This is a genomic window from Streptomyces albicerus, from assembly GCF_008905045.1.
In the GTDB taxonomy this organism is placed as follows: Bacteria; Actinomycetota; Actinomycetes; order Streptomycetales; family Streptomycetaceae; genus Streptomyces; species Streptomyces albicerus.
Map to the genome: position 1 here is coordinate 118734 of NZ_VWMY01000030.1, position 21159 is coordinate 139892.

At 72.1% G+C, this 21159-nt stretch carries 13 protein-coding genes; 3 read left to right on the forward strand and 10 right to left on the reverse strand.

Annotated elements, in window-relative coordinates:
- The 7 genes from fxsT to GAS53_RS27110 all read right to left on the reverse strand — a co-directional run.
- The coding region (gene fxsT / locus GAS53_RS27080) for an FxSxx-COOH system tetratricopeptide repeat protein (protein WP_151480346.1) at nucleotides 1-4607 on the reverse strand (4607 nt) is incomplete at its 3' end.
- The gene (locus GAS53_RS27085; protein WP_151480324.1) at nucleotides 4608-5735 is read right to left on the reverse strand and encodes an AAA family ATPase; all 1128 of its coding nucleotides are present in this window, start codon (nucleotides 5733-5735) and stop codon (nucleotides 4608-4610) included.
- Nucleotides 5732-7285: a VMAP-C domain-containing protein gene (locus GAS53_RS27090; protein WP_151480325.1), complete on the reverse strand. Its 1554-nt coding sequence runs from the start codon at nucleotides 7283-7285 to the stop codon at nucleotides 5732-5734. The genes GAS53_RS27085 and GAS53_RS27090 overlap by 4 nt, the downstream gene beginning before the upstream one ends.
- A 148-nt stretch (nucleotides 7286-7433) precedes the next feature.
- Nucleotides 7434-10004, reverse strand: a complete 2571-nt coding sequence (locus GAS53_RS27095; protein ID WP_151480326.1) for a polynucleotide kinase-phosphatase — start codon at nucleotides 10002-10004, stop codon at nucleotides 7434-7436.
- Nucleotides 10001-11479: a 3' terminal RNA ribose 2'-O-methyltransferase Hen1 gene (locus tag GAS53_RS27100; RefSeq protein WP_151480327.1), complete on the reverse strand. Its 1479-nt coding sequence runs from the start codon at nucleotides 11477-11479 to the stop codon at nucleotides 10001-10003. The genes GAS53_RS27095 and GAS53_RS27100 overlap by 4 nt, the downstream gene beginning before the upstream one ends.
- A 127-nt stretch (nucleotides 11480-11606) precedes the next feature.
- Complete coding sequence (locus tag GAS53_RS27105; protein WP_151480328.1) at nucleotides 11607-12566, reverse strand: hypothetical protein; 960 nt, start codon at nucleotides 12564-12566, stop codon at nucleotides 11607-11609.
- Nucleotides 12567-12569: 3 nt separating this feature from the next.
- Nucleotides 12570-12974 carry a hypothetical protein gene (locus tag GAS53_RS27110; protein ID WP_151480329.1) on the reverse strand — a complete coding sequence of 135 codons (405 nt, stop codon included), beginning with the start codon at nucleotides 12972-12974 and terminating at the stop codon, nucleotides 12570-12572.
- 72 nt (nucleotides 12975-13046) lie between these two features.
- On the opposite strand from GAS53_RS27110, the gene GAS53_RS27115 reads away from it, so the two are divergent.
- Entirely contained in the window at nucleotides 13047-16904 is a 3858-nt protein-coding gene (locus GAS53_RS27115) for a CHAT domain-containing protein (RefSeq protein WP_151480330.1), read from the forward strand.
- Between the two features lie 61 nt (nucleotides 16905-16965).
- Here GAS53_RS27115 and GAS53_RS27120 read toward each other — a convergent pair whose 3' ends face one another.
- Both GAS53_RS27120 and GAS53_RS27125 read right to left on the reverse strand, forming a co-directional pair.
- Complete coding sequence (locus GAS53_RS27120; protein WP_151480331.1) at nucleotides 16966-17628, reverse strand: response regulator; 663 nt, start codon at nucleotides 17626-17628, stop codon at nucleotides 16966-16968.
- A complete protein-coding gene (locus tag GAS53_RS27125) occupies nucleotides 17625-18803 on the reverse strand; it encodes a sensor histidine kinase (protein ID WP_151480332.1) in 1179 nt (392 codons plus the stop codon). The genes GAS53_RS27120 and GAS53_RS27125 overlap by 4 nt, the downstream gene beginning before the upstream one ends.
- A 247-nt stretch (nucleotides 18804-19050) precedes the next feature.
- Between GAS53_RS27125 and GAS53_RS27130 the strand changes: the two genes are divergently transcribed.
- Nucleotides 19051-19677, forward strand: a complete 627-nt coding sequence (locus GAS53_RS27130; protein ID WP_151480333.1) for a hypothetical protein — start codon at nucleotides 19051-19053, stop codon at nucleotides 19675-19677.
- A gap of 94 nt (nucleotides 19678-19771) precedes the next feature.
- Here GAS53_RS27130 and GAS53_RS27135 read toward each other — a convergent pair whose 3' ends face one another.
- A complete protein-coding gene (locus GAS53_RS27135) occupies nucleotides 19772-20692 on the reverse strand; it encodes an LLM class F420-dependent oxidoreductase (protein ID WP_151480334.1) in 921 nt (306 codons plus the stop codon).
- A 247-nt stretch (nucleotides 20693-20939) separates the two neighbouring features.
- Between GAS53_RS27135 and GAS53_RS55335 the strand changes: the two genes are divergently transcribed.
- On the forward strand, nucleotides 20940-21116 hold the full coding sequence (locus GAS53_RS55335) for a hypothetical protein (protein WP_192583300.1): 177 nt from the start codon (nucleotides 20940-20942) through the stop codon (nucleotides 21114-21116).
- Nucleotides 21117-21159: the final 43 nt, after the last annotated feature.

The following is a 21159-nucleotide window of genomic DNA, read 5'->3' on the forward strand; positions in this document are numbered from 1 at the left end:
ACCGGTGCCATGTCGCACTCGATGCGCCGCCGCTGACGGGCCGCCAGGAGCCAGGGGTGGTCGCCCCGGACCACCCGGGTGAACCCCTCCACCGCCTTGCGCTCCAGTTCGTCCGCTTCGGCACCGCGGCCCAGGCCCCGCAGGTCGATGGCGAGGTTCGCGGTGCACGACAGGGTCAGCGGGTGATCCTCGCCCGCGATCTCGGTCAGCAGCGGCAGAGTGGCCTCGTCGATCTCCCGGGCCTGGTCGAAGTCCAGGCCCGCGTATGCCGTGTTGGCCCGGCCGAGCGCGACGGTCAGCGTCGTCACATGGCGGGGCCCGAGGGTGTCGGTGAGCCGGCGGGCCGCGTCGTCATCGAGCTCCCGCGCCCCTTCCAGGGCGCCGAGGGCCCTCAGGGTGGCGGCCAGATTGGCCTTCGTGATCAGGGTGTACGCGTGGTCCTCGCCGAGACGGTGCCCGTAGCGCCGTGCCGTGTCCTCGCCGAGTTCGCGCGATTGCTCGAGGTCGCCCGTGAGGCGGCGGTCGACGACGACGTTGATCGCTGTCGACAGCGTGTCGTAGTGATCACGGCCGTAGCCGAGCATGAGGCGGCGCAGCGTCTCCTCGGAGAGCTTGGCGGCCTCCGCGACGGCTCCGTCGCGGCGCCTGCAGACGGCGAGGTTGCGCGCGAGCCGCAGCGTGGTGATGTTCTCCCCGCCGAACAGCTCGCGCACCCTGCGGTAGACGTCCTCCTGGAAGTCGCGGGAGCCCGGGTAGTCGCCCGCCTCGCGCATGTCGATCGCGAGACCGTTGAGGGTGTTGAGGGTCAGGCCGCTGTTGGGGCCGAAGAGCAGGTCACGCAGCCGGGCCGTCTCCCGGTCCAGGGGCACCGCCTGGGCGTACTCGCCGCACAGACGCAGCGAGACGCCCCAGCCGTGCGCGGCGCTCAGGGTGCTGGGGTCCTCCGGCCCGAACAGGGTGCGGGCCCGCTCGGTGGCCTCCCGGTCGAGATCCTCCGCCTCCTGGAACCGGCCCTGGTGACGCCGTGCGGCAGCCAGCTGCGACATGGAGTCGATGAGGTCCTCCGCGTCGACGTCCGCCCGGCGCGACACCTCGAGGGCCCTCTCGTTGAGCTGGATGGACTCCTCGACCTCACCGACGATACGCAGTACGAAGGCGAAGATCTTCGCGATCCGGATGACGTGGATGTTCTCCTCGCCCGAGGCCGCGAGCCAGGTGCGCCAGGCCTGCCGGGCCAGCTCGACCGCGTTCTCGTGGTCTCCCCAGTAGTAGAGGAACAGCACAGTGTCGTAGACCAGCTCGCGCGCCCACGTGTCCGTGCTGGTGACCGCCTGGGACGTCTGCACATGAGGCAGCAGCGCCTGGTAGGCCGGCCATTCGACGGACGAGGCGTAGTGTCCGGGCTTGGCCGCCGACAGCAGCTGGTGCGCGGCCTCCCGCATACGGTCGCGCTCTTCGGTGCTCAGTTTGGCGAGGAGTACGTTCTGCAGCAGGCGGTGCATCTGCAGGGTGTCCGAGCGCAGGTCCAGCTTCACCAGGGAGAACTGGTTCAGGTCCCGGATGGCCCGGCTCAGTTTGATGGACTCGCGCAGGAGGGGGTCGACGTCGGGGGTGATGTCGACGCCGCGCTTGCCGCGCAGCATGGAGAGCGGGACGGGCTCGGGGGCCATGCAGGCACAGATGTCGAGGAGTTCACGGGCGCCTGGGTTGTTCTCCTTGATCCGCTCCAGCGAGATGTCCCAGGCCGCGGCGACGGAGACCGGGTAGTCGGGGTTCGGGTCGAGGTGCAGGATCTCGGGACTGCGCTCGTTCAGCAGCGCCAGGTAGTCGTCGACGAGCATGCCCGTGACGGCGCGCCAGGCACCCGCCTGTTCCACGGCGAGCGGCAGGTCGCCCAGGGCGTCGGCGAGCCGGTCGGCGTCGCCCTCCGAGAGATCGGGGGAACGCTTCTGAAGGAGCTGGATCGACTCGCCGCGCTCGAAGACGTTCACCGGCAGCGGGGTGGCGACCCGTTCCCAGTCGCGGTTCCGGGAGGTGACGATGATCTTTCCCGGTCCGTTGGCAGGGAAGTAGGAGCGGACCGCTTCGACGTTCTCGGCGTTGTCGAAGACGAGCAGCCAGTTGTCGTACGGAATTCCGGTGCGCAGTGCCTCCAGGACGGCGGGCACGGCCGTGTTGGCGGCGGGGAGGCCACCCTCCTGCCCCGGGGCGATCCGCAGGCGCGCGGCCAGGCCGGCGAGTGCCGCCAGGATGAGGCTCTCCCGCTCGGCGGGGATCCAGCAGATCACCTTGTAGTCGCGTTGGTGCCGGTAGACGTACTCGAGCGCCAGCTGGCTCTTTCCCACGCCGCCCATGCCCTGCAGCGCGTGCGGTAGCACGGCCGCGGTGTCCTGGGCGCCGAGTTGGTCCTCCACGGCACGGAGCAACGCCGTGCGGCCCACGAACGAGGTGTTCCGCAGGGGAACGCTCACCAATAGGGCCGACGTTCCGGTCGTGGTGCTCTGCATGGGCGGCTCAGCCTCCGGGGCTTCTGTTCGGGACGTGTCGGTAACCAGCGGCACGGGCTCTCCAGGTGGATCGGGGACGTCCGACGCTGGATCACTGCCCTCCCCGCCACCGGACGATCCGGGACTTTCCGGGTGGTTTGGGGTCACAGCAGGCGCGGATGTGAGTCCGGGCATGGCAGGGGGCGCAAGCCTGGCGAGGCCGGAGTCGATGCGTTTCGCACGTTCGGAGTAGGGACCTGCCAGTGCCCGCATGACGGCCAGTTCGGTCCGCAGCCAGCCGCGCTCGCCGGGATCGGGCAGCGTGGCGCCCGCCGGGTCGCGTAACGCTGCGCGCAGGGCGACACCGCCCTCCCCCGCGGCCGGCAGATCACCCAACATGCTGACGGTGAGCGCGAGCTGGGTCCTCGTCATGGCCGCCAGCAGGGCCTCCCGCACGCCTTCCGCGAACTCCGGGCGACCGTCGCCGCCGCTGTCCCAGTCGATCAGACCGCCCATGAGGATCTCGGCGACGTGGTCGGGCCCGGTCTCCGGCATGATCCGTTTGCGCAGCTGCTCGACGAGGTCGAACTCGAACGGAACGGCGGCGAGCTGGGTGGCGAGCCGGCGGGCGGCCGGTGTGGCGAGGGTGAAGAACCGGCGCACGGCGGCCGCCGCGGCGCGCGGGAGCCGCGGCGCGCGCAGTCCCGGCGCGGGAGCCCCCTTCGTGAGGGTGCCCGCCAGCACCACGGGCAGCGCGCGACGCACACCGCGCTTGCCCGTGACGAGGTCGGCCCAGGCGGCGATCGAACCGGGCTTCAGGGACAGCACGGGAACCGGCACGGATCCGTCGCCCGCCTCCGGCAGGGGACGCATCGGGTCGGGTCCGCCGGGCGACGCCCAGTCCGCGAGGCCGACATTGGCGGCGCCGAATCCGCCGGCCTCCAGCACCGCCGGGTACGGGTAGAGGGAGGAGCGGTGGCGCAGGTGGGGCGGGAGCAGATGGATCAGGGCCGTGGGCCCGGCGCCCGCGAGGCGGCCGAGCAGCGCGTCCGCGGCGGGGGAGATCCAACCGTGGCCCAGGCCGTCGGTGACGACCAGGAAGACCCGGCCGCCGCCTCCGTCGAGCAGCTCGGCGGGGGACGTCACGACCCGTCCGGTGGCCCAGCGCAGGGTGGGGTCGCCCGTGCGCGGCAGGCTCACCCTGACGGTGCGTACGACCCGGAAGGCACCGCTCTGTTCGGCGGCCTCGGCGAGGCGGGCCGTGGTGTCCTCCCAGATCCGCATCGTGGGGGCGTCGTCGACGAGCAGCACCAGATCGAAGGCGGAGGTACGGGCGGGCCGCAGAAAGGGCATCCACATGCCGTCCACGACGCCCCGTTCCGCGGTGGTCTCCTCGTCGAGTTCCGTCGTGCTGCGGGAGGGCACACGGCGGGCGAGCCGGTGCAGGGCGCGGGCGAGCAGGGCCGTGCGCCGGCCGGGGGCGGGTGCGGCGGGCTCGGACCCGGGCAGCAGAGGCCGCCCCAGGGGAACCGTCCCGGTCCCCTCGGGGTCGGGGGCCGGTAACAGGCGGGGAGACAGCGGGAGCCCCGGCGCGCCGACACCGGTCCGCCGGGGCCGCGGGAGGGGATCGCGGCGCGAGGGCTGTCCGCCGGGGTGCTCGCCGTCGCCGCGGCCCCCGTCCGGGAGGGGTAACGCCGCGGGCGGTACGTCGTCGGAGGGCAGGTCCGCGGGACCGTCGGAGCATCCGTCGGTCCCGCGTGCGTCCTCGCCGTCGGTCTCCGGTCCGGCGGCGTCGGGGGACGAGGGGCGGCCGGCCGGCCGGTGCGCGGCTGCGGCGTCGTCGCCGGACACCGGCCCGGCGGTGGCAGGGCGGCCGTGGCGCATCCAGTGACCGGCCAGCCAGACGGCGTCGGCGATCTCCTGCCAGTGCGGCCCGGTCTCGCTCTCGGCTTCGGAGGGCCGCTCGCGGCCTCCGGCGTCCCGCTCCAGGGCGGAGCCGGGCCGCGCTCCGTGCCGACTCGCGTACTCGACGGACTCGGGGAACACCGAAGCGGACGACGTCCCCGAGGTGGGGTCACCGTCGCCGAATTCGGATGCGCGCTCCCTGGGAAAGCCGGTCATTCAGCGGCCCTTCGCGAGGTCGCGTAGGAGCATTTCCAAGAGCTTACGCCCGTCACCCTCGGCCTGGAAACCACCCGCAGTAGTCAACTGGACAGCGTTCAGCAACTGATCCAGTGAGTGTGTGCCACCCGCCTGTACCCGCTGTACGAACAGGTCCACGAGGGCTTCCGCGCCCTGCGGCCGGGCCCTCAAGTGGCCTTCCACAATGGCCAGAAGCTGCTCCCGGGTCGGGGTGCGCATCTCCAGCGGCAGACAGCGCCTGCGGAAGGCCGCGGGAAACTCCCGCTCTCCGTTGCTGGTGATCACGACGACGGGGAACTCGCGGCACTCGACCCGGCCGCCGGCCACGACGGCATGCCCTCCGGGATCGCTGGTGTGCACGCGCGCGGTGTCGGCGGCGTCGCGCACCAGCTCCGGGATTTCATAACTGCCGTTCTCCAGGACGTGCAACAGGTCGTTGGGCAGATCGATGTCGCTCTTGTCGAGTTCGTCGATCAGGAGAGTCCGGGGTCGATCGTAGGGCAGCAGGGCCGTCCCAAGGGGCCCAAGAGTGATGAAGTCGCCAAGAACAGGAGCTTTTTGACGATCAGTCACGTCAATCTGGGCGGCAGCCTCTTCGGCCGCTCCCTCCGGTGCCCCCGCGGACGGCACCTCCCCCAGGCCGGCCTGCCGCCAGGCGGCGATGGCCTGGGCGCGCCCCATGGCGTCGTGAACGTGGAGGCCGTCCCGCAGGGTCGTGCGGCTGACGATGTTCCACTCCAGGACACGCCCGAGGCCCAGTTCGCGGGATATCAGATAGGCGAGCGTGGACTTGCCGATCCCCGGCGGCCCGGTGATCAACAGGGGCCTGCGCAGCAGCAACGCGGCGTTGACGGTGTCGATCTCCTCGGCGCCGAGCTGGGGCATGGCGTCGCCGGGACCCAGCCGGCGCAGCGCGGCCTCCTCGTCCTCCGGCGGCGAGGGCTGGGGCGGGCCACCGCGGAACCGGCGCCACGGCGGTGCCTCGGGCAGCTGCGGCTGCGGACCGCCGGGAGCGCGCCCGGTGGCGTGGAACACGCGCCAGCCGTGCGAATCCGACTCCTCCGGCTGCCCCGACCCGCTCATGTCCTGCTGCTCGTGCGCGCTCATGCAGGTGCCTCCTCGCTGGCGAGATCGCCGGGGTCAGTGGTCTGGATGTCGACGAGTCGGGTGGGGTCGTCCCAGAAGAAGGCAATGTGCCGCCCCAGCAACAGGGGGCCCTGGGTGTTGAGTTCCGCTTTTCGACGAAGGCGGTGGATGGCCATCGGAATCTGTGCGGGCGTCGGCACCGACGCGAACACGGCGGTCACCACTTCGCGCCGCTCCTCGGCGAAGACTCCCCTGCGGTCCCAGATCGCCAGCCCGATCCCCTCGGCGATGGCGGCCTTGAACGCCTCAAGGGCGGAGGCACCGGCCGGAGCGTCGAGCACAACGGCCGTATGCCTGCTTTCCCCGGCGAGGGACGTCTGCCACTCGTCGAGCCGCTGCGCGTCGGGTTCCCTCCAGCCGTGCACCGCGACCCCGTGCTGCCTCAGGGTCTGCCAGCGCTCCTGCCACTGGAGTCTGACCAGTACGTCGTCGGTACGCATCCGCTCCAGACTGCGTAAGTGCACCCCGTACTTCAGCCCGAGCGGCAGCGGTCTCCCGTCGCCCGAACCGAGCTTCAGCCCGGCCACATCGTGGTTGAGGAGGTCATACGGAAGGACGAACTCTATGTACGGCGGCGGCTGTTCGGGTCCACCGGGATCGGGCTCGCGCTGCGCGGGCCACAGCCGGGCCCCCTGGCGCAACGCACGCTCGACAGCCGCCCCGAGGCCGTCGAGATCGGTGGTGGCGGGCTCGCCCGGCTGCGGGTCCCAGCGGCCGGGCGCGGTGTTGAGCCAGGGGCGTACGACGATCTCGCCCGAGCCGTCCCTGGCCGGTTCGGCGGCCACGATCAGACAGCGCGGGATCTCCGGGTCGTACTCCATGGCGGCAGGCCGGGCCCGGCGGCGCTCCAAGGCTCCGGTCAGATCGGCGCGCTGTGCCCATCCCTCGACCCAGGCGGCCAGTTCGGCGCGATGACCGGGCGCCCCGGCGAGCCGGGAGGCCTGTTCGAGGAGGAGCACGGCGGGCGGCAGACCGTCGGGCTGGGCGTTCAACTCAGCGACACAGGTGAGGAGTTGTTCGGGTGTCAGCCCGAGGGGCAGGTCCACCCCGTGCAGTTCCTCGACGAGTTCGTCCCGCAGCCGGATCGCCGAGACTTCGCCCTTGGCGGCGTCCAGAAGGGCGCGCGCCTTGTGTTTGTCGTACTCGGACAGCGGGCCGGGCAGCATCATGGATGCGGCGGGCGGGGCGACGGGAACGAGCATCCGCTCGAACCCGGCGGCCGCCTCTTCACCCTCGAAGACTCGGACCACCCCTACCAGTACGTGCTCCCCACCCATCACACTCAACGCCGCACGCACCATCGTCACGGCGTCCTCGCGCAACTTGCTGCCGCGCACGTCGACCTGTTGGCTCAGCTGTTCCCCGAGCACCACGGCGAACTGCACGCGCCCTTGCGGATCCTCCAGGCAGCTCAACTCGCACAGGGCCTCGGTCAACTGGAACAGCAACTCGAGTCCCGGCGCACGCCCGGACTCGCCACCGGGCTCGCCGGAACCCGCTCCTGTCTCCACCGACCTTCCCCCATGAGCCGGTACACCTGCCTGACCGACCTGCGAAGTTAGCATGCCAACTGGCTGTTAACCAGGGGCATTTGGGGTCGGGAAACGTGAAGTCCGGACGATTGCCCGTCTCAGGGGCGACCTGGCCGGAATCCGACGCTCACAGCCGCGGATCCACCGGCTCCGACTCCAACGCCAGCACCCCGAACACCGCCTCGTGCACCCGCCACAACGGCTCCCCCTCCGCGAGCCGGTCCAGCGCCTCGAGCCCGAGTGCGTACTCGCGAAGGGCCAGCGAGCGCTTGTGGTTGAGGAAGCGGCCGCGCAGCCGGTCGAGGTTCTCGGGACGGGTGTACTCGGGTCCGTAGATGATCCGGAGGTACTCCCGGCCCCTGCACTTGATGCCGGGCTGGACCAGTCGTCCCTCCGCGCTGCGCACCACGGCCTGGACGGGCTTCACGACCATGCCCTCGCCGCCGCGGCCGGTCATCTCGAGCCACCAGTCGACGCCGGACCGGACCGACGCGGGGTCGCCCGTGTCGACGAAGAGCCGTCGGGTGGTCTGGAGAAGCCCGGTCGGGTCGCCCGCCACCAGGCGGTCGATCAGCGTGAGCTGTTCGTCGTGCGGTACGCCCGCGAGGCTCCGGCCCTGCACGGCCAGGATCTGGAAGGGGGCGAGGCGGACGCCGTCGAGGCCGGTTGTGGTCCAGCAGTAACGCCGGTACGCGTCGGTGAAGGAGGCCGCGTCGACGGCCCGTTCGCGCTGCTTGGCGAGCAGGTCCGCCACGTCGACGCCACGCGCCGCGGCTCCTTCGAGGGCTGCGACCGCTCCCGGGAACACGGCTCCGGCCGCGGCCCCGACGGCGGCGTACTGCGAGCGCAGCAGTCCGGACGCCTTGAGCGACCAGGGCAGCAGCTCGGCGTCGAGCAGCACCCAGTCCGTCTCCAGCTCCTCCCACAGACCGGCCTCCGTGACGGCGGACCGCAGTCGGCCGAGGATCTCCTCGGTGACGGCGGTACCCGCGGCGGAGCCGCTGATCGACTCGGTGAAGAAGGGCCGGCCGGTACGGGTGTACAGCGAGCCGGACACGCCGCCGCCCGCGCCGAACCGCTCGTGCGCGACCTCCGCGTCCCGGCACACCAGCGCCACCGCCCGCGACCCCATGTGCTTCTCCTCGCACACGACCCGCTCGACGCCGTCCGCCCGGTACTGCTCGAAGGCCTCGGCCGGGTGCTCCAGGTAGCCCTCGACCCGGGACGTCGCGGTGGGTGCCATGGTCGGCGGCAGGTACGGCATCAGCCGCGGGTCCACGGCGAAGCGGCTCATGACCTCCAGGGCCGCGGCCGCGTTCTCCTCGCGTACGGAGACCCGTCCGGCGTGCCGGGTCTCGACGACCCGGCGGCCGTGCACGTCCGCGAGGTCGAGCGGCCGCCCCTCGTGTCCGCCGGGTGCCTCGGAGGCCAGCGGCTTGACCGGCTCGTACCAGACCCGCTCGGCCGGTACGTCGACGAGTTCGCGCTCCGGCCAGCGCAGCGCGGTGAGCTTGCCGCCGAACACGGCACCGGTGTCGAGGCAGATGGTGTTGTTCAGCCAGGTGGCCTCCGGCACGGGGGTGTGGCCGTAGACGACCGCGGCCCGGCCCCGGTAGTCCTCGGCCCACGGGTAGCGCACCGGCAGCCCGAACTCGTCGGTCTCACCGGTCGTTTCGCCGTACAGCGCGTGCGAGCGGACCCGGCCCGACGTACGCCCGTGGTACTTCTCGGGCAGTCCGGCGTGGCAGACGACGAGTCGGCCGCCGTCGAGCACGTAGTGGCTGACGAGCCCGTCCACGAACTCCCGTACCCGCTGCTTGAATTCCTCGCTCTCGTCCTCCATCTGCTCGATCGTCTCGGCGAGGCCGTGCGTGTGCTGGACCTTGCGGCCCTTGAGGTAACGCCCGTACTTGTTCTCGTGGTTGCCGGGCACGCACAGCGCGTCGCCCGAGGCGACCATGGACATCACACGGCGCAGCACGCCCGGGGTGTCCGGACCGCGGTCGACGAGGTCGCCGACGAAGACCGCCGTACGGCCCTCCGGGTGCGCCCCGTCCACATAGCCCAACTTGCCGAGCAGCGACTCCAGTTCGGAGGCGCAGCCGTGGATGTCGCCGATGATGTCGAACGGACCGGTGAGGTGCGTCAGGTCGTTGAACCGCTTCTCGGTGCGGACCCCGGCGCTCTCGATCTCCTCCACACCCCGCAGGATGTGCACCTTCCTGAACCCCTCGCGCTCCAAGTGCCGCAGGGAGCGCCTCAGTTCGCGTGTGTGGCGCTGGATCACGCGGCGCGGCATGTCGGCGCGGTCGGTGCGCGAGGAGTTGCGCTCGGCGCACACCTCCTCGGGCACGTCGAGCACGATGGCGATGGGCAGCACGTCGTACTTCCTGGCGAGTTCGATCAGCTGCTTGCGGCTCTCCTGCTGCACGTTGGTCGCGTCGACGACCGTGCGCCGGCCCGCCGCGAGCCGCTTGCCCGCGATGTAGTGCAGGACGTCGAAGGCGTCCCGGCTGGCGCTCTGGTCGTTCTCGTCGTCGGCGACGAGGCCGCGGCAGAAGTCGCTGGAGATGACCTCGGTCGGCTTGAAGTGCTTACGGGCGAAGGTGGACTTGCCCGAGCCGGACGCGCCGATCATGACGACGAGGGAGAGGTCGGTGACGGGCAGGGTACGCACCCTGGTTTCGTTGCTGGTCATGCGGCCTTCTCCTCCTTCGCGCGCTGAGCGGTGGTGGTAGCGGTAGCCGTGAACACGGCCATCTGGGTCGGCGGCCCCACCTCGGGGTCGTCGGGTCCGACGGGTACGAACTGCACGCCGTACCCGTGCCGTTCGGCCACCTCCCCCGCCCAGGCCCGGAACTGCTCACGTGTCCACTCGAAGCGGTGGTCGCCGTGCCGGACATGGCCGGCCGGGAGGGTCTCCCAGCGGACGTTGTACTCGACGTTCGGCGTCGTCACGATCACGGTCCTGGGGCGCGCGGAACCGAACACGGCGTACTCCAGAGCGGGCAGCCGCGGCAGGTCGAGGTGTTCGATGACCTCGCAGAGCACCGCGGCGTCGTACCCCTTGAGCCGCTTGTCGGTGTACGCGAGCGAGCCCTGCACGAGCTTGACGCGCTCGGCCTGCCGCTCGCCCATCCGCTCCAGCTTGAGCCGCCGGGAGGCGATGGTGAGCGCCCGCATCGAGACGTCGACCCCGACGATCTCGGTGAAGCGCGGGTCCCTCAGCAGCTCCTGCACCAACTGGCCCTGTCCGCAGCCGAGATCGAGCACGCGTGCCGCGTCGGCGGCCTTCAGAGCGGCGACGATCGCGTCCCGCCGCTGAACGGCGAGCGGTACGGGCTTCTCCTCCGTGTCCGTCTGCTCGTCGACGGCGTTGTCGATCTCCTCGACCTCGCTGTCGTCCGCCTCGGCGAGCCGTACGAGCTCCAGTCGCTCCATGGCCTGCCGGGTCAGCGACCAGCGGCGCGACAGATAGCGGCTGGTGATCAGCTTCTGCTCCGGGTGCTCGGACAGCCAGCCCTCGCCGGCCCGCAGCAGCTTGTCGACCTCGTCGGTCGCGACCCAGTAGTGCTTGGCGTCGTCGAGCACGGGAAGCAGCACGTAGAGGTGCCGCAGCGCGTCGGCGAGGCGCTGCTCACCGTCCAGTACGAGGCTCACGTAGCGGGAGTCGCCCCACTCCGGGAACTCGGTGTCCAGCGCGACGGGGGCCGCGGTCACCGTCCAGCCGAGGGGCTCGAAGAGCTTGTGTACGAGTTCGGCGCCACCGCGGGCGGGCAGCGCGGGCACCTCGACGCGCAGGGGCAGCGGCCGCGCCGGCAGGTCGGGCTTCGCCTGGCAGGTGCCCTTCATCGCGCTGGAGAACACGCTGCTCAGCGCCACGGCGAGCAGGGACGACGCGGCGTACGGCCGGTCGTTGACGTACTGCGCGAGGGCCGCGTCCGGGGCTCCGCCGCGGCCCTTGCCCTTGCCGCGCCGGACCAGTGCCACCGCGTCGACCTCCAACAGCAACGCCGCCGTGCAGCGCTCGGCGCTCGCCTCCGGGTAGAGGACGTGCGCCTTGCCGTAGGAGGTGGAGAACGCCTGCGCCTTGTCGGGATGCTTGTGCAGCAGGAAGCCGAGGTCGGTCGCCGGGCGCTCTGCGGTGCCGGTGGTACTGATCGTCAGGAACACTGTGGGTACGCCTCGAAACGTCTTCTGAACTGCGGAACATTGCCGTGCCGTCGAACACCGGCGCGCCTGCACAAACTACAGCGAACATCCCTGGCGTACTCAGGCATTTTCGCTCCGCCGCACAAGGTCAACCGGCCTTCCTGAAGAGCTCCGACAACCGGTCCCCGGTGTCGCGGTCCAACCGGCCGGGCGAATCCGCGGTGATCAGCCCGACCAGGGCAGCCAGTTCACGGCCGTGCACATCCACCGCGGCTTCCATGAGCTCCGCCAACGAGGCCACGGAATCGCGGGCGCGGGTACGAGCCGTCAGCGCGCAGCCGATCGCGACCAGCGCGCTCGGCCACCACCACACGGCGAGCAGTCCGTAGCCGACGGCCCAGGCCGCCAGGCGCGCGGAGACGGAGAAGGAGTCGCGGGCCGTCTGGATCTGCCGCTGCGCGGGCTCGGTCAGGATTAGCCACAGGCGTGGCCACAAGGCGGCGAGGTCCACGCCGTAGGCGTCGTGGACGCGTTCGGCCGCAGCCTCCATGCGGTCGCCGTACCAGGTGGGGCGAACCGGCCGGAGGGCGGCGATGCGGTCGCGGGCGGCGGTGCGGGCCCGGATCTCGGCCAACTGGCCCGGCTGGACGACCAGTTCGTCATCACCCGGCCGCACCGCGCTGTCGTCCTGCCTCGGCCGGCGCAACGCCGCCTCGGCATGGCGGCGTACCGCGTCCAGTCGCTCGTGCTCCCTGCGGTCCCAGCGCCGCCCGCGCCGCTTCACGAGGGCGTACGACGCCGGGTCCCGGGCCGTTCGCAGCCAGTACCGCTCGATCGTCCCGCCCAGGAACTGCGCGGCCAGCGAGGCCGCGGTCGCGAGCAGGAGGGCGGCCGCCACCAGCAGGGCCGCGGTGCCGGGCCGGTCGGCCGCGGGGCGTGCGGCGAAGTCGTCGAGGGCGGTGCGGAGCCGGTCGATGTCGTGCCAGTGTGCGTGGCCCAGGGTGGTTCCGGCCGCCGCGGCGCCGAGATAGAGGGCGCCGGGCAGCACCAGCAGGTTGAGCCAGCGTTCGGCCAGTCGGCTGCCGAGGGTGGTCAGGAGCGGGTGCACAGGTCACGGACCCGGCCGCAGGCGCACCTTGCGCATGCGCTGCTCGCCGATGGCGCACAGGGGCGCGGGCCACAGATCACGGGCCGGCTCCATCCGCGTACACCGCACCGGCCCCGGGCACACGGCCACCCTGATCTGCGTACTGACGCCGGGCGCTTGTTGTCCCGGATATCCCCGTGAGCGGCCGAGCAGTCCGCGGGCGTCACCGGCGGCGCGCAGCGCGTCCTCCAGTTTCCGGAAGGCGGTCCTGAGCTCCTCCGTGTCCGCTCCCGCGACGACCAGGGACTTCGCCCGCGCCGCCGCCTCGGGCACGTCCGGCAGGTCCCGCAGTTCGCGCTCGGCGCCGAGCAGCACACACAACGCTTGTATGTACGGGGCGAGTTCGCGGTCTCCGGCCGGGTCGGTCATGCCTCAAGTGTGCCGCAGAGAAGGCAGAGTGAGACGTGAGTCTCAGCGGATGTGCGATACGGGGGTGGGGCCATGACGACGGAGAAGGACCGGGAGCGCGCGCTGGCGGCGGTCCGCGCACGCCTGGCGCGGGCGTTCGAACAGCAGGATGAGCAGGCCCTGTTCGGTCCTGCGGCGGACGCCGATGTCGGGGCTCTGCTGCAGTCCATCGACCCGGCCACCGACATGGAAGGGCGCCACGCGGCCGGATGGCTGTTCTTCGGCCGCGCCGCCGTCCTTCCCGCGGGCCAGGGCGGCGGCGAGGGCGCGGCCGCCGGGATGCTGCTGTTCCCGGTGTGGGTCGCCGACCCGTCGGCCGCCCCGGAGGAACTGGCGGCGAACTTCGCCACGACGGACCCCCGTGAGCGGCCGGATCCCGCGCACGCGGACGGCCCCGCCGAGTGGTCGGCGCTGTGCGCCGCGGGCGCGATCGCGGTCGAGGGGCAGCAGCACGCGCCGCCCGTGGACACCTCCGAACAGGCCCGGCAGATCTACGCGTTCGCCGCCCGTCTCGCCGACTCGGGGCAGAGCAGACAGCAACTGCTGTGGACCGCGGTCGGCGCGGGCCTCCTCGCCTGCCTCGCGACGCCCGAGCTCGACCCGAGGCATCCGGGCCGCGCCGGCGACCTGGCACACGCGCTGTCCCTCACCGATCGCAGCTGGCCCGTACGGGAAGGACCCCCTCTGGGAGACGCGGCACCGGACGGGACAGCACTGGACTCGGCCATCCGCCTGACGCACCATGCGATCAAACGCACCCCAGCCGACTCCCCCGACCGGATCACCGCGCTCGCCAACCTCGGCCTCCGGCTGAGCGTGCGCTACGAGCGGTCGTACGATCTCGAGGACCTGTACGAGGCCATCGGCATCGCACGCGACGTACTGGCCCAACTGCCCGAAGACCACGCCGACTTCGCGCGTCACCTGAGCAACCTGGCGTACCGGCTGCAGCTTCGGCTGCGCCGGGAGGGGGGTGAACCGGCGGAGTACGACGAGGTCGTGCACCTCTTCCGGCGGGCGGTGACCGGCGATCCGAACGGGCGCGGCCCGGCCCTGGCGAACGTCGGCGCCGTGTTGACCGAGCGGCACGGGCGCGTGGGGCGGCGGGCCGACCTGGACGAGGCCGTGGCCGTACTCACCGAGGCTCTGGAGTTGGGGAAGGACGACCCGTGGCAGCGCCGGAGTGCGCTCAACCCGCTGGGGCTCGCCCTGTACACCCGCCACAAACTGACCGGCGGCCGGGCCGATCTCGACGCGGCGATCCGCTGTCTGAGCGAGGCGGCGGCAACGGCCGGCGAGGTGACCGCAGGCACCGCCCGGCACCTGGGCAATCTGGCGCTCGCGCTGCACTCCCGGTACGAACTCACCGACGGCACGGCGGATCTCGACGAGGCCGTGTCCCTGCTGCGCAGGGCCGCGGCGGTGTTGCCGGCCGGTCACCCGGAGCGGCCCGGGACCCTGAACAACCTCGGCCGGATGCTGAACAGCCGCACCGAACGCACCCGCGACGTGGAGGAGTTGGCCGAGGCGGTCCGCGTACTGCGGGAGACGGTGGACACCAGCGAGAAAGGGCACCCGGCGCTCGGCGGACGCCTGCTGAACCTGAGCACGGCGCTGAACCTCCGCTACCAGGTGGCCGGTGACAGCGCGGATCTCCACGAGTCCCTGAACTGCCGTCGCAGGGCCGTGGCGCTGACGGGCACCGGGCCCGAGGACCACACGGCGCTGCTGTCCTCGAAGGGGCTCGCCCTGGTGCACAGCTCGGAGCGCGTGGCCGACCCCGCCACCGCGCTGACCGAGGCGGTCGGCCTGCTCCGCGAGGCCGTCCAACTCACCGCGGACGAAAGCCCGTTGCTGCCGCGCCGTCGGCTCAACCTCGCCATCGCCCTGGTCGCCCGGCTCGTCCACTCCTACGATCTCGCGGACGTACGCGAGGCCCGCTCCCTGGTGGACGCGGCTCTGGCGGCCCTGCCGGACGACTCGCCCATGCTCCCGAACGTCCTGGCCACGGCCGCCGCCGTCCGCACGGTGTCCCCGAGCGCCATCTGGTCGCGCAGGGCCCAGGACGAGGCGATCGAGCTGCTGCGCAGGGCGGCCGACGCCACCCCTCCCGGCCACGCCGACCGCACCCGGCGGCTGACGTATCTCGCCAACACCCTGCTCCAGTACCGCGGTCGACGTGCGGGCCGCCGTGGCCGGTCCGGCCTGCGGGAGGCCGCCGACATCTTCCGGACGGCGGCGCTCGAACAGCGGGGCGCGCCTTCGGAACGGCTGCAGGCGGCCCGGGAGTGGGGCACCATCTGGGCCCGGCTGGGGCGCCCGGACCTCGCGCTGGAAGGCTTCACCGTCGCGGTCGACCTGCTGCCCTCGGTCGCGCCGCGCCATCTGGTCCGTGACGACCAGGAGTTCGTACTGAGCGAGACCACGGGACTCGGTGCGTCCGCCGCGGCCTGCGCCGTCCGGTGCGGCCGTCCCGGACTCGCGGTGCGGCTGCTCGAACAGGCCCGGGGCGTGCTGCTGTCCCACGCCTTCGACGCCGCGGGCGATCTGACGCGGCTCCGCGCGGTGGCCCCGGAGCTCGCGGCCCGCTTCGAACGCCTGCGGGAGACCCTCGACTCGGCGACGGCCGGTGAACAACTCCCGGAAGACCGGCCGCTGGACCCGGGCCCGGACGGCGGCGCGATCCCCGCCCTGTCCACCCGCGCCGATCTGCGTCACCAAGTCGCCGACGAGTGGCGGGAGTTGACCTCCACCATCCGGGCCGAGCACCCGGAGCTGCAGCTCTTCAGGCCGGTACGGGAGTGGGCCGAGAGCGAACTGCGCGCGACGGCCTGCGACGGTCCCGTCGTCCTGGTCAATGTCTCGGAGTTCGGCAGCGACGCCCTTGTCGTCACCGCCTCGGCCATCGAGGCCGTACCGCTGCCGGGCCTGACCCCGCCCGAGGTCGCCCGGTACGAGAAGGCCTTCCAGGACGCCGTGCGACGGCTGGACGATCCGCGCACCACCACCAAGGAGTCGCTGCGCGCCCAGGAAGAGGTTCGCGACACCCTGGCCTGGCTGTGGCGGCAGGTCACCGGCCCCGTCCTCGACCACCTGGGAATCCGCCACGACCCGCACGGCCCCTGGCCGCGCCTGTGGTGGTCACCCGGCGGAACGCTCAGCTCGCTTCCCCTGCACGCGGCAAGCCCGGCGGACGGCTCTCCCGGCGCCCTCGACCGCGCCGTCTCCTCCTACACGCCGACGCTGCGGGCCCTGCACCACGCCCGGGACCTCAGCACGCGTCCGGCCGGTACCGGCACCCTCGTCGTCGCGGTCACCGAGGCGGACGGACTGCCGCCGCTCCCCGCCGCCCGCGCCGAGGCCGAGCAACTCGGGCGGCTGCTGCCCACCGCCACCGTCCTGTCCGGCGAGTCCGCCACGCATACGGCGGTCGTCTCCGCCCTGTCCCGTCATGCCTACGCCCACTTCGCCTGCCACGCCCAGGGCGATCTGCAGCGTCCGTCGGGCAACCGCCTCGTCCTGCACGACCACGCCGAACGCCCGCTGACGGTGCGCGACCTGGCCCGACTCCGCCTCCCCAGCGTCCGGCTCGCCTACCTGTCCGCCTGCGACACGCTGCGTACCACTCCCGAACTCGCCGACGAGGCCGTGCACATCGTCAGCGCCTTCCAGATGGCGGGCTTCCCCCATGTGGTCGGCTCGCTGTGGCACGTCGACGACACGATCGGGGCCAGGGTCGCCGAGGACGTGTACGGCGCACTGCACACCGGCAACGGCCGCCTGGACGTCGCCCGCACAGCCGAGGCCCTGCACACCACGGTGCGGGCTCTGCGCGGCACGTACCCCGCGACGCCCAGCCTGTGGGCCTGCCAGGTGCACGCGGGTCCGTAGCAATCCGCAACGGAGTACTTGGGGGTACCGCGGTCGCCCGGTGTCCGGCGACGGGCGGGGCTCACAGCAGGCCGAGGTCCCGGGCGCGGAGTGCCGCCTGGGTGCGGTCGCGCAGGGCGAGGCGGGTGAGGATGCGGGAGACGTGGTTCTTGACCGTGCCCTCGCTGAGGTACAGCCGCGCGGCGATCTCCCGGTTGGTGTGGCCCTGAGCCACGAGCCGCAGGATGTCCGTCTCGCGTGGGCTCAGGCCGACAGCGGGGGCCTGGGCGGGGCCGGGGGACGGCAGGGAGGCGGTGAGGTGGCGGGTGACGGACGAGTCGAGCTGGGTGACACCGGCGTGTGCCAGACGGACCGCGTGTGCGAGTTCCTCGGCCGGCAGGTCCTTGAGCAGATAGCCGTGGGCGCCGGCCCGCAGTGCCTGCACGACGTACTCCTCGTCGTCGAACGTCGTCAGCATCACCACCCGGCACTCCGGCGCCCGGCCGCGCAGGACGGCCACCGCTTCGACGCCGTCCATCTCCGGCATCCGGACGTCCATGAGCACGACGTCCGGGCACAGTTCGAGCGTCTTGGCCACGGCGTCGCGGCCGTCCACGGCCGTGCCGACGACCGCGATGCCCGGCCGGATGGAGAGCAGGGAGGCGATGCCGTCCCGGATGAGCCGCTGGTCGTCGACCACCAGCACCCGCACCGGCGGCGCCGGCTCCTTGTCGTCCAGGTTCATATCTCCCCCGCCACCCCTGTAGTGCCTGTAGTGCCCGTAGTCCCCGTTTTCCCGCGCGGAACGGTCACCGTCAGCCGGGTGCCGGCGTCCGGGCCGCTGTCGATGTCGACACTCCCCGCCACCAGGTGCACCCGCTCCCTCATCCCGAGCAGCCCGAACCCGGCGTCCGACGCGTCCGGCGCGAAGCCGCGGCCGTCGTCGGTCACCTCCAGCCGCGCGGCGTCCTCGGCCAGTTGGACCGCCACCGTCACCCGCGTCGCCTGTGCATGGCGGCGTGCGTTGGTCACGCCCTCCTGCGCGGCCCGGTACAGGGCGGTCAGTTCGGCCGTGCCGTAGCCGGCCTCGTCGCCGCTCACCTCGACGGTGACCCGCGGCCGCGCCTCACCGCCGTGCGTCAGGCCGGCGAGCTGCGCCGACAGCGTGGGGTGCGCCGCCTCGCCGCGCAGCGCGCGGACCGAGTGCCGTACGTCGCCCAGTGCGAGCTTCACCGACCGCCTCGCCTCGTTGAGCGCCCGCTGGGCCGCGTCGGGATCCAGGGCACGGAAGTCCGAGGCCATCTCCAACTGCACGGACATCGCGGTGAGATGGTGCCCGAGGCTGTCGTGGATGTCGCGGGCCAGCCGGTTGCGTTCGGTGGCGGCGGACAGCTCGGCGACCCGCGCGGCGTACTCCTCCAGTTCGAGCCGTGCGCGCTGTTCGCCGACGGCGACCGCGGCCATCGAGAGCGCCAGCACCAGGCCGACGGAGAGCATCAGCAGGTCGGACACATGCTCCAGGTCGCGGTACCAGCCGGGGGCGGTCAGCGCGTACGCGGTGAGCACCCCGGCCATGCAGAGCGCGCCAAGCGCGAGCGCGGTCGTACGGCCGAAGGCGAAGTAGGCGGTGAACGGCAGCAGCACGAACAGCACTTGGGACAGTCCCGAGGCGTCGAGGAGCACCACCGCGCCGATCAGACCGCAGCGCGCCAGCAGCACCGGCACCCGGGCCGCGGGCCGGCGGCGTCCGGCCGCCTCCAGGGCGAACAGCGCCCCGATCGCTGCGCTGAAGCCGGCCGTCCGCCAGACCGCAGGACCCGGCCCGTCGCCCAGATCGGCCACCGCGTAGTACAGACCGCCGACGAGCACCACGCCATACAGCAGCGGCGCCACCCACCGCACGGGCACATACGCCGCCATGCACACCCCCTCACCCGCTGTGCTGCCGCCAGGCTAGGCCGAACGCGACGGCTGAGGGACACCGGCGCGACAACTCCGGCCGGGTCAGGCCGAACGACACGTGCCGAACGGCCGGACAACGCACGGGAGATGGTGACCTTCGGCCTCCGATGTCCCCGTTCTTCACCTCCTGGCGCTGCTCGGACGCTCTCTACGGTTGCGGCCCTGACCCACTGTCCGAGCCAGACCGAGCACCCGGAGCGGCATCATGTCCTCGTCCGTCACCTCATCGACAGCGCCATCGCCATCGACGTTTCGTGCCGGCGCCCTGTGCGGGCTGCTGTCCGGCCTGCTGATCGCCCTGCCCGCGCTGGTCGAGGCGTTCACCGGAGAGACCTCCGCGACCAGCGTCCTCTTCGCCCTGTCCCCAGCGTTCGCACTGCCGCTGATCACCGCGCTGCACCGGTGGCAGAGCCCGGCCGGCGGGCGCCTCGGCGAGGTCGGCCACACCGTGAACCTCGTCGGGCTCGGCCTGTTCGGCAGTGCCGCGTTCGCCTCGAACCTGGTGCTGTTCTACTTCGACGACGACGTCATCGAGGAGACACTGACCGGGCCCACGATCCCCGTGCTCATCGGCTCAGCGGCCGTCTTCGCCGTGGGCTGCGCCCTGTTCGGAGCGGCGATGGTCCGCGCCCGCGTCCTGCCGAGGGTCCCGTCATGGGGGTACGCCGTCGTCCTGCCACTGTTCGCGTTCCTGACCGCGCTGCCCGACTCCCTGCTCACCAGCGCGCTGCACCTCCTGGTCGGCGTCATCCTGCTGTGGCTCTCGGCCGCGCTGTGGCGGACGGCCCCGGACGTCGAGCACACCGCGGCCCCGACCCGGGTAACCGTCTGAGCCGTACGTCAGGAACAGGCCTCCGACTATGACCGCCCGCCCCGCCCCCGACCAGGGCTCTTCCCACCGGTCGGGGGAACGGGACTCATCGCCACTACAGCTGCGACTGCACCTGGGCCGAGATCAGGTCCAGGTGGTCCAGGTCGTCGAGGTCGAGGATCTGGAGGTAGACGCGCTGGGAGCCGATCTCCGCGTATTGGCCGATCTTGTCGACGACCTCGTCCGGGGAGCCGGCCAGGCCGTTCGCCTTCAGCTCCGCCACCTCGCGGCCGATCGCGGCGGCGCGGCGGGCGACCTCCGCGTCGTCCTTGCCGACGCAGGCCACGAGCGCGTTGGAGTACACGAGGTCGGTGCCCTTGCGGCCGGCCTCCTCCGCCGCCGTCCTCACCCGGCCGAACTGACGCTCGCTGTCCTCGACCGACGCGAACGGCATGTTGAACTCATCGGCGTACCGGCCCGCGAGGCGCGGCGTACGGGTCGCGCCGTGGCCGCCGATGAGCACCGGCACCTTGGTCTGCGCGGGCTTGGGCAGCGCGGGCGAGTCGGTGAGCTGGTAGTACGTGCCGTCGTAGCTGAAGCTCTGTCCGACCTCCGTCTGCCACAGTCCGGTGACGATCGCCAGCTGCTCCTCCAGGCGGGCGAACTTCTCCTTCGGGAACGGAATGCCGTACGCCTTGTGCTCCTCCTCGAACCAGCCCGCGCCCAGGCCCAGTTCGACGCGTCCGCCGGACATCTGGTCGACCTGGGCGACCTCGATGGCCAGGACGCCCGGGAGGCGGAAGGTGGCGGCGGTCATCAGTGTGCCGAGGCGGATGCGCTTGGTCTCACGGGCGAGTCCGGCGAGGGTGATCCAGGCGTCCGTGGGGCCCGGGAGGCCGTCCACGGAACCCATGCGGAGGTAGTGGTCGGAACGGAAGAAGGCGTCGAAGCCGAGGTCTTCGGTGGCCTTGGCGACTGTGAGAAGGGTGTCGTAGGTGGCGCCCTGCTGGGGCTCGGTGAAGATTCGAAGATCCATGCCTCCATCCTGCACGGTCTGCGCGGTCGAACGTCGGTCAACTCCATCGGTCCCGCCGTCCCCCTTGTCCTCAGGCGGGTGAAAATCCGTCAATCCCATGCTCGGGGCGGGCCTGTGCCAGTGACTCGCCTGTGCGGTGATCGTTGGCTCGGGCGGTGCCGGACCGCCCGGCACCCGTCGCCGGCGGTCGGTGTCGGCGTGTTGCCGGTTCTCCCCCGTGGGGAGGGCGAAGGCCGAGGAGGCCGTCATGTCCCAGGAAGCCGTTCCCTCGTCGCAGCCCAAGGGTTTGCTGCAGCAGATGGAGGAGCTGATGGCGGCGCTCAACGCGGATCTGTCGCAACTCGATGCCGATCTTCAGCAGTCGGCCGTGCATCCCTCTCCGGCCGCGGCCGCGGCCCCGGCCGGGGAGCCCGACTGCGCCTGACCGCGGCGGGCCTTTCTTCGCCCCCGCCGCCCCTACCCGTCCC

Coding starts and splice junctions, on each gene's coding strand:
- GAS53_RS27085 (WP_151480324.1), bottom strand. CDS start 5,735: ATGAGCGCGCACGAGCAGCAGGACATGAGCGGGTCGGGGCAGCCGGAG.
- GAS53_RS27095 (WP_151480326.1), bottom strand. CDS start 10,004: ATGACCAGCAACGAAACCAGGGTGCGTACCCTGCCCGTCACCGACCTC.
- GAS53_RS27110 (WP_151480329.1), bottom strand. CDS start 12,974: ATGACCGACCCGGCCGGAGACCGCGAACTCGCCCCGTACATACAAGCG.
- GAS53_RS27115 (WP_151480330.1), top strand. CDS start 13,047: ATGACGACGGAGAAGGACCGGGAGCGCGCGCTGGCGGCGGTCCGCGCA.
- GAS53_RS27120 (WP_151480331.1), bottom strand. CDS start 17,628: ATGAACCTGGACGACAAGGAGCCGGCGCCGCCGGTGCGGGTGCTGGTG.
- GAS53_RS27125 (WP_151480332.1), bottom strand. CDS start 18,803: ATGGCGGCGTATGTGCCCGTGCGGTGGGTGGCGCCGCTGCTGTATGGC.
- GAS53_RS27130 (WP_151480333.1), top strand. CDS start 19,051: ATGTCCTCGTCCGTCACCTCATCGACAGCGCCATCGCCATCGACGTTT.
- GAS53_RS27135 (WP_151480334.1), bottom strand. CDS start 20,692: ATGGATCTTCGAATCTTCACCGAGCCCCAGCAGGGCGCCACCTACGAC.
- GAS53_RS55335 (WP_192583300.1), top strand. CDS start 20,940: ATGTCCCAGGAAGCCGTTCCCTCGTCGCAGCCCAAGGGTTTGCTGCAG.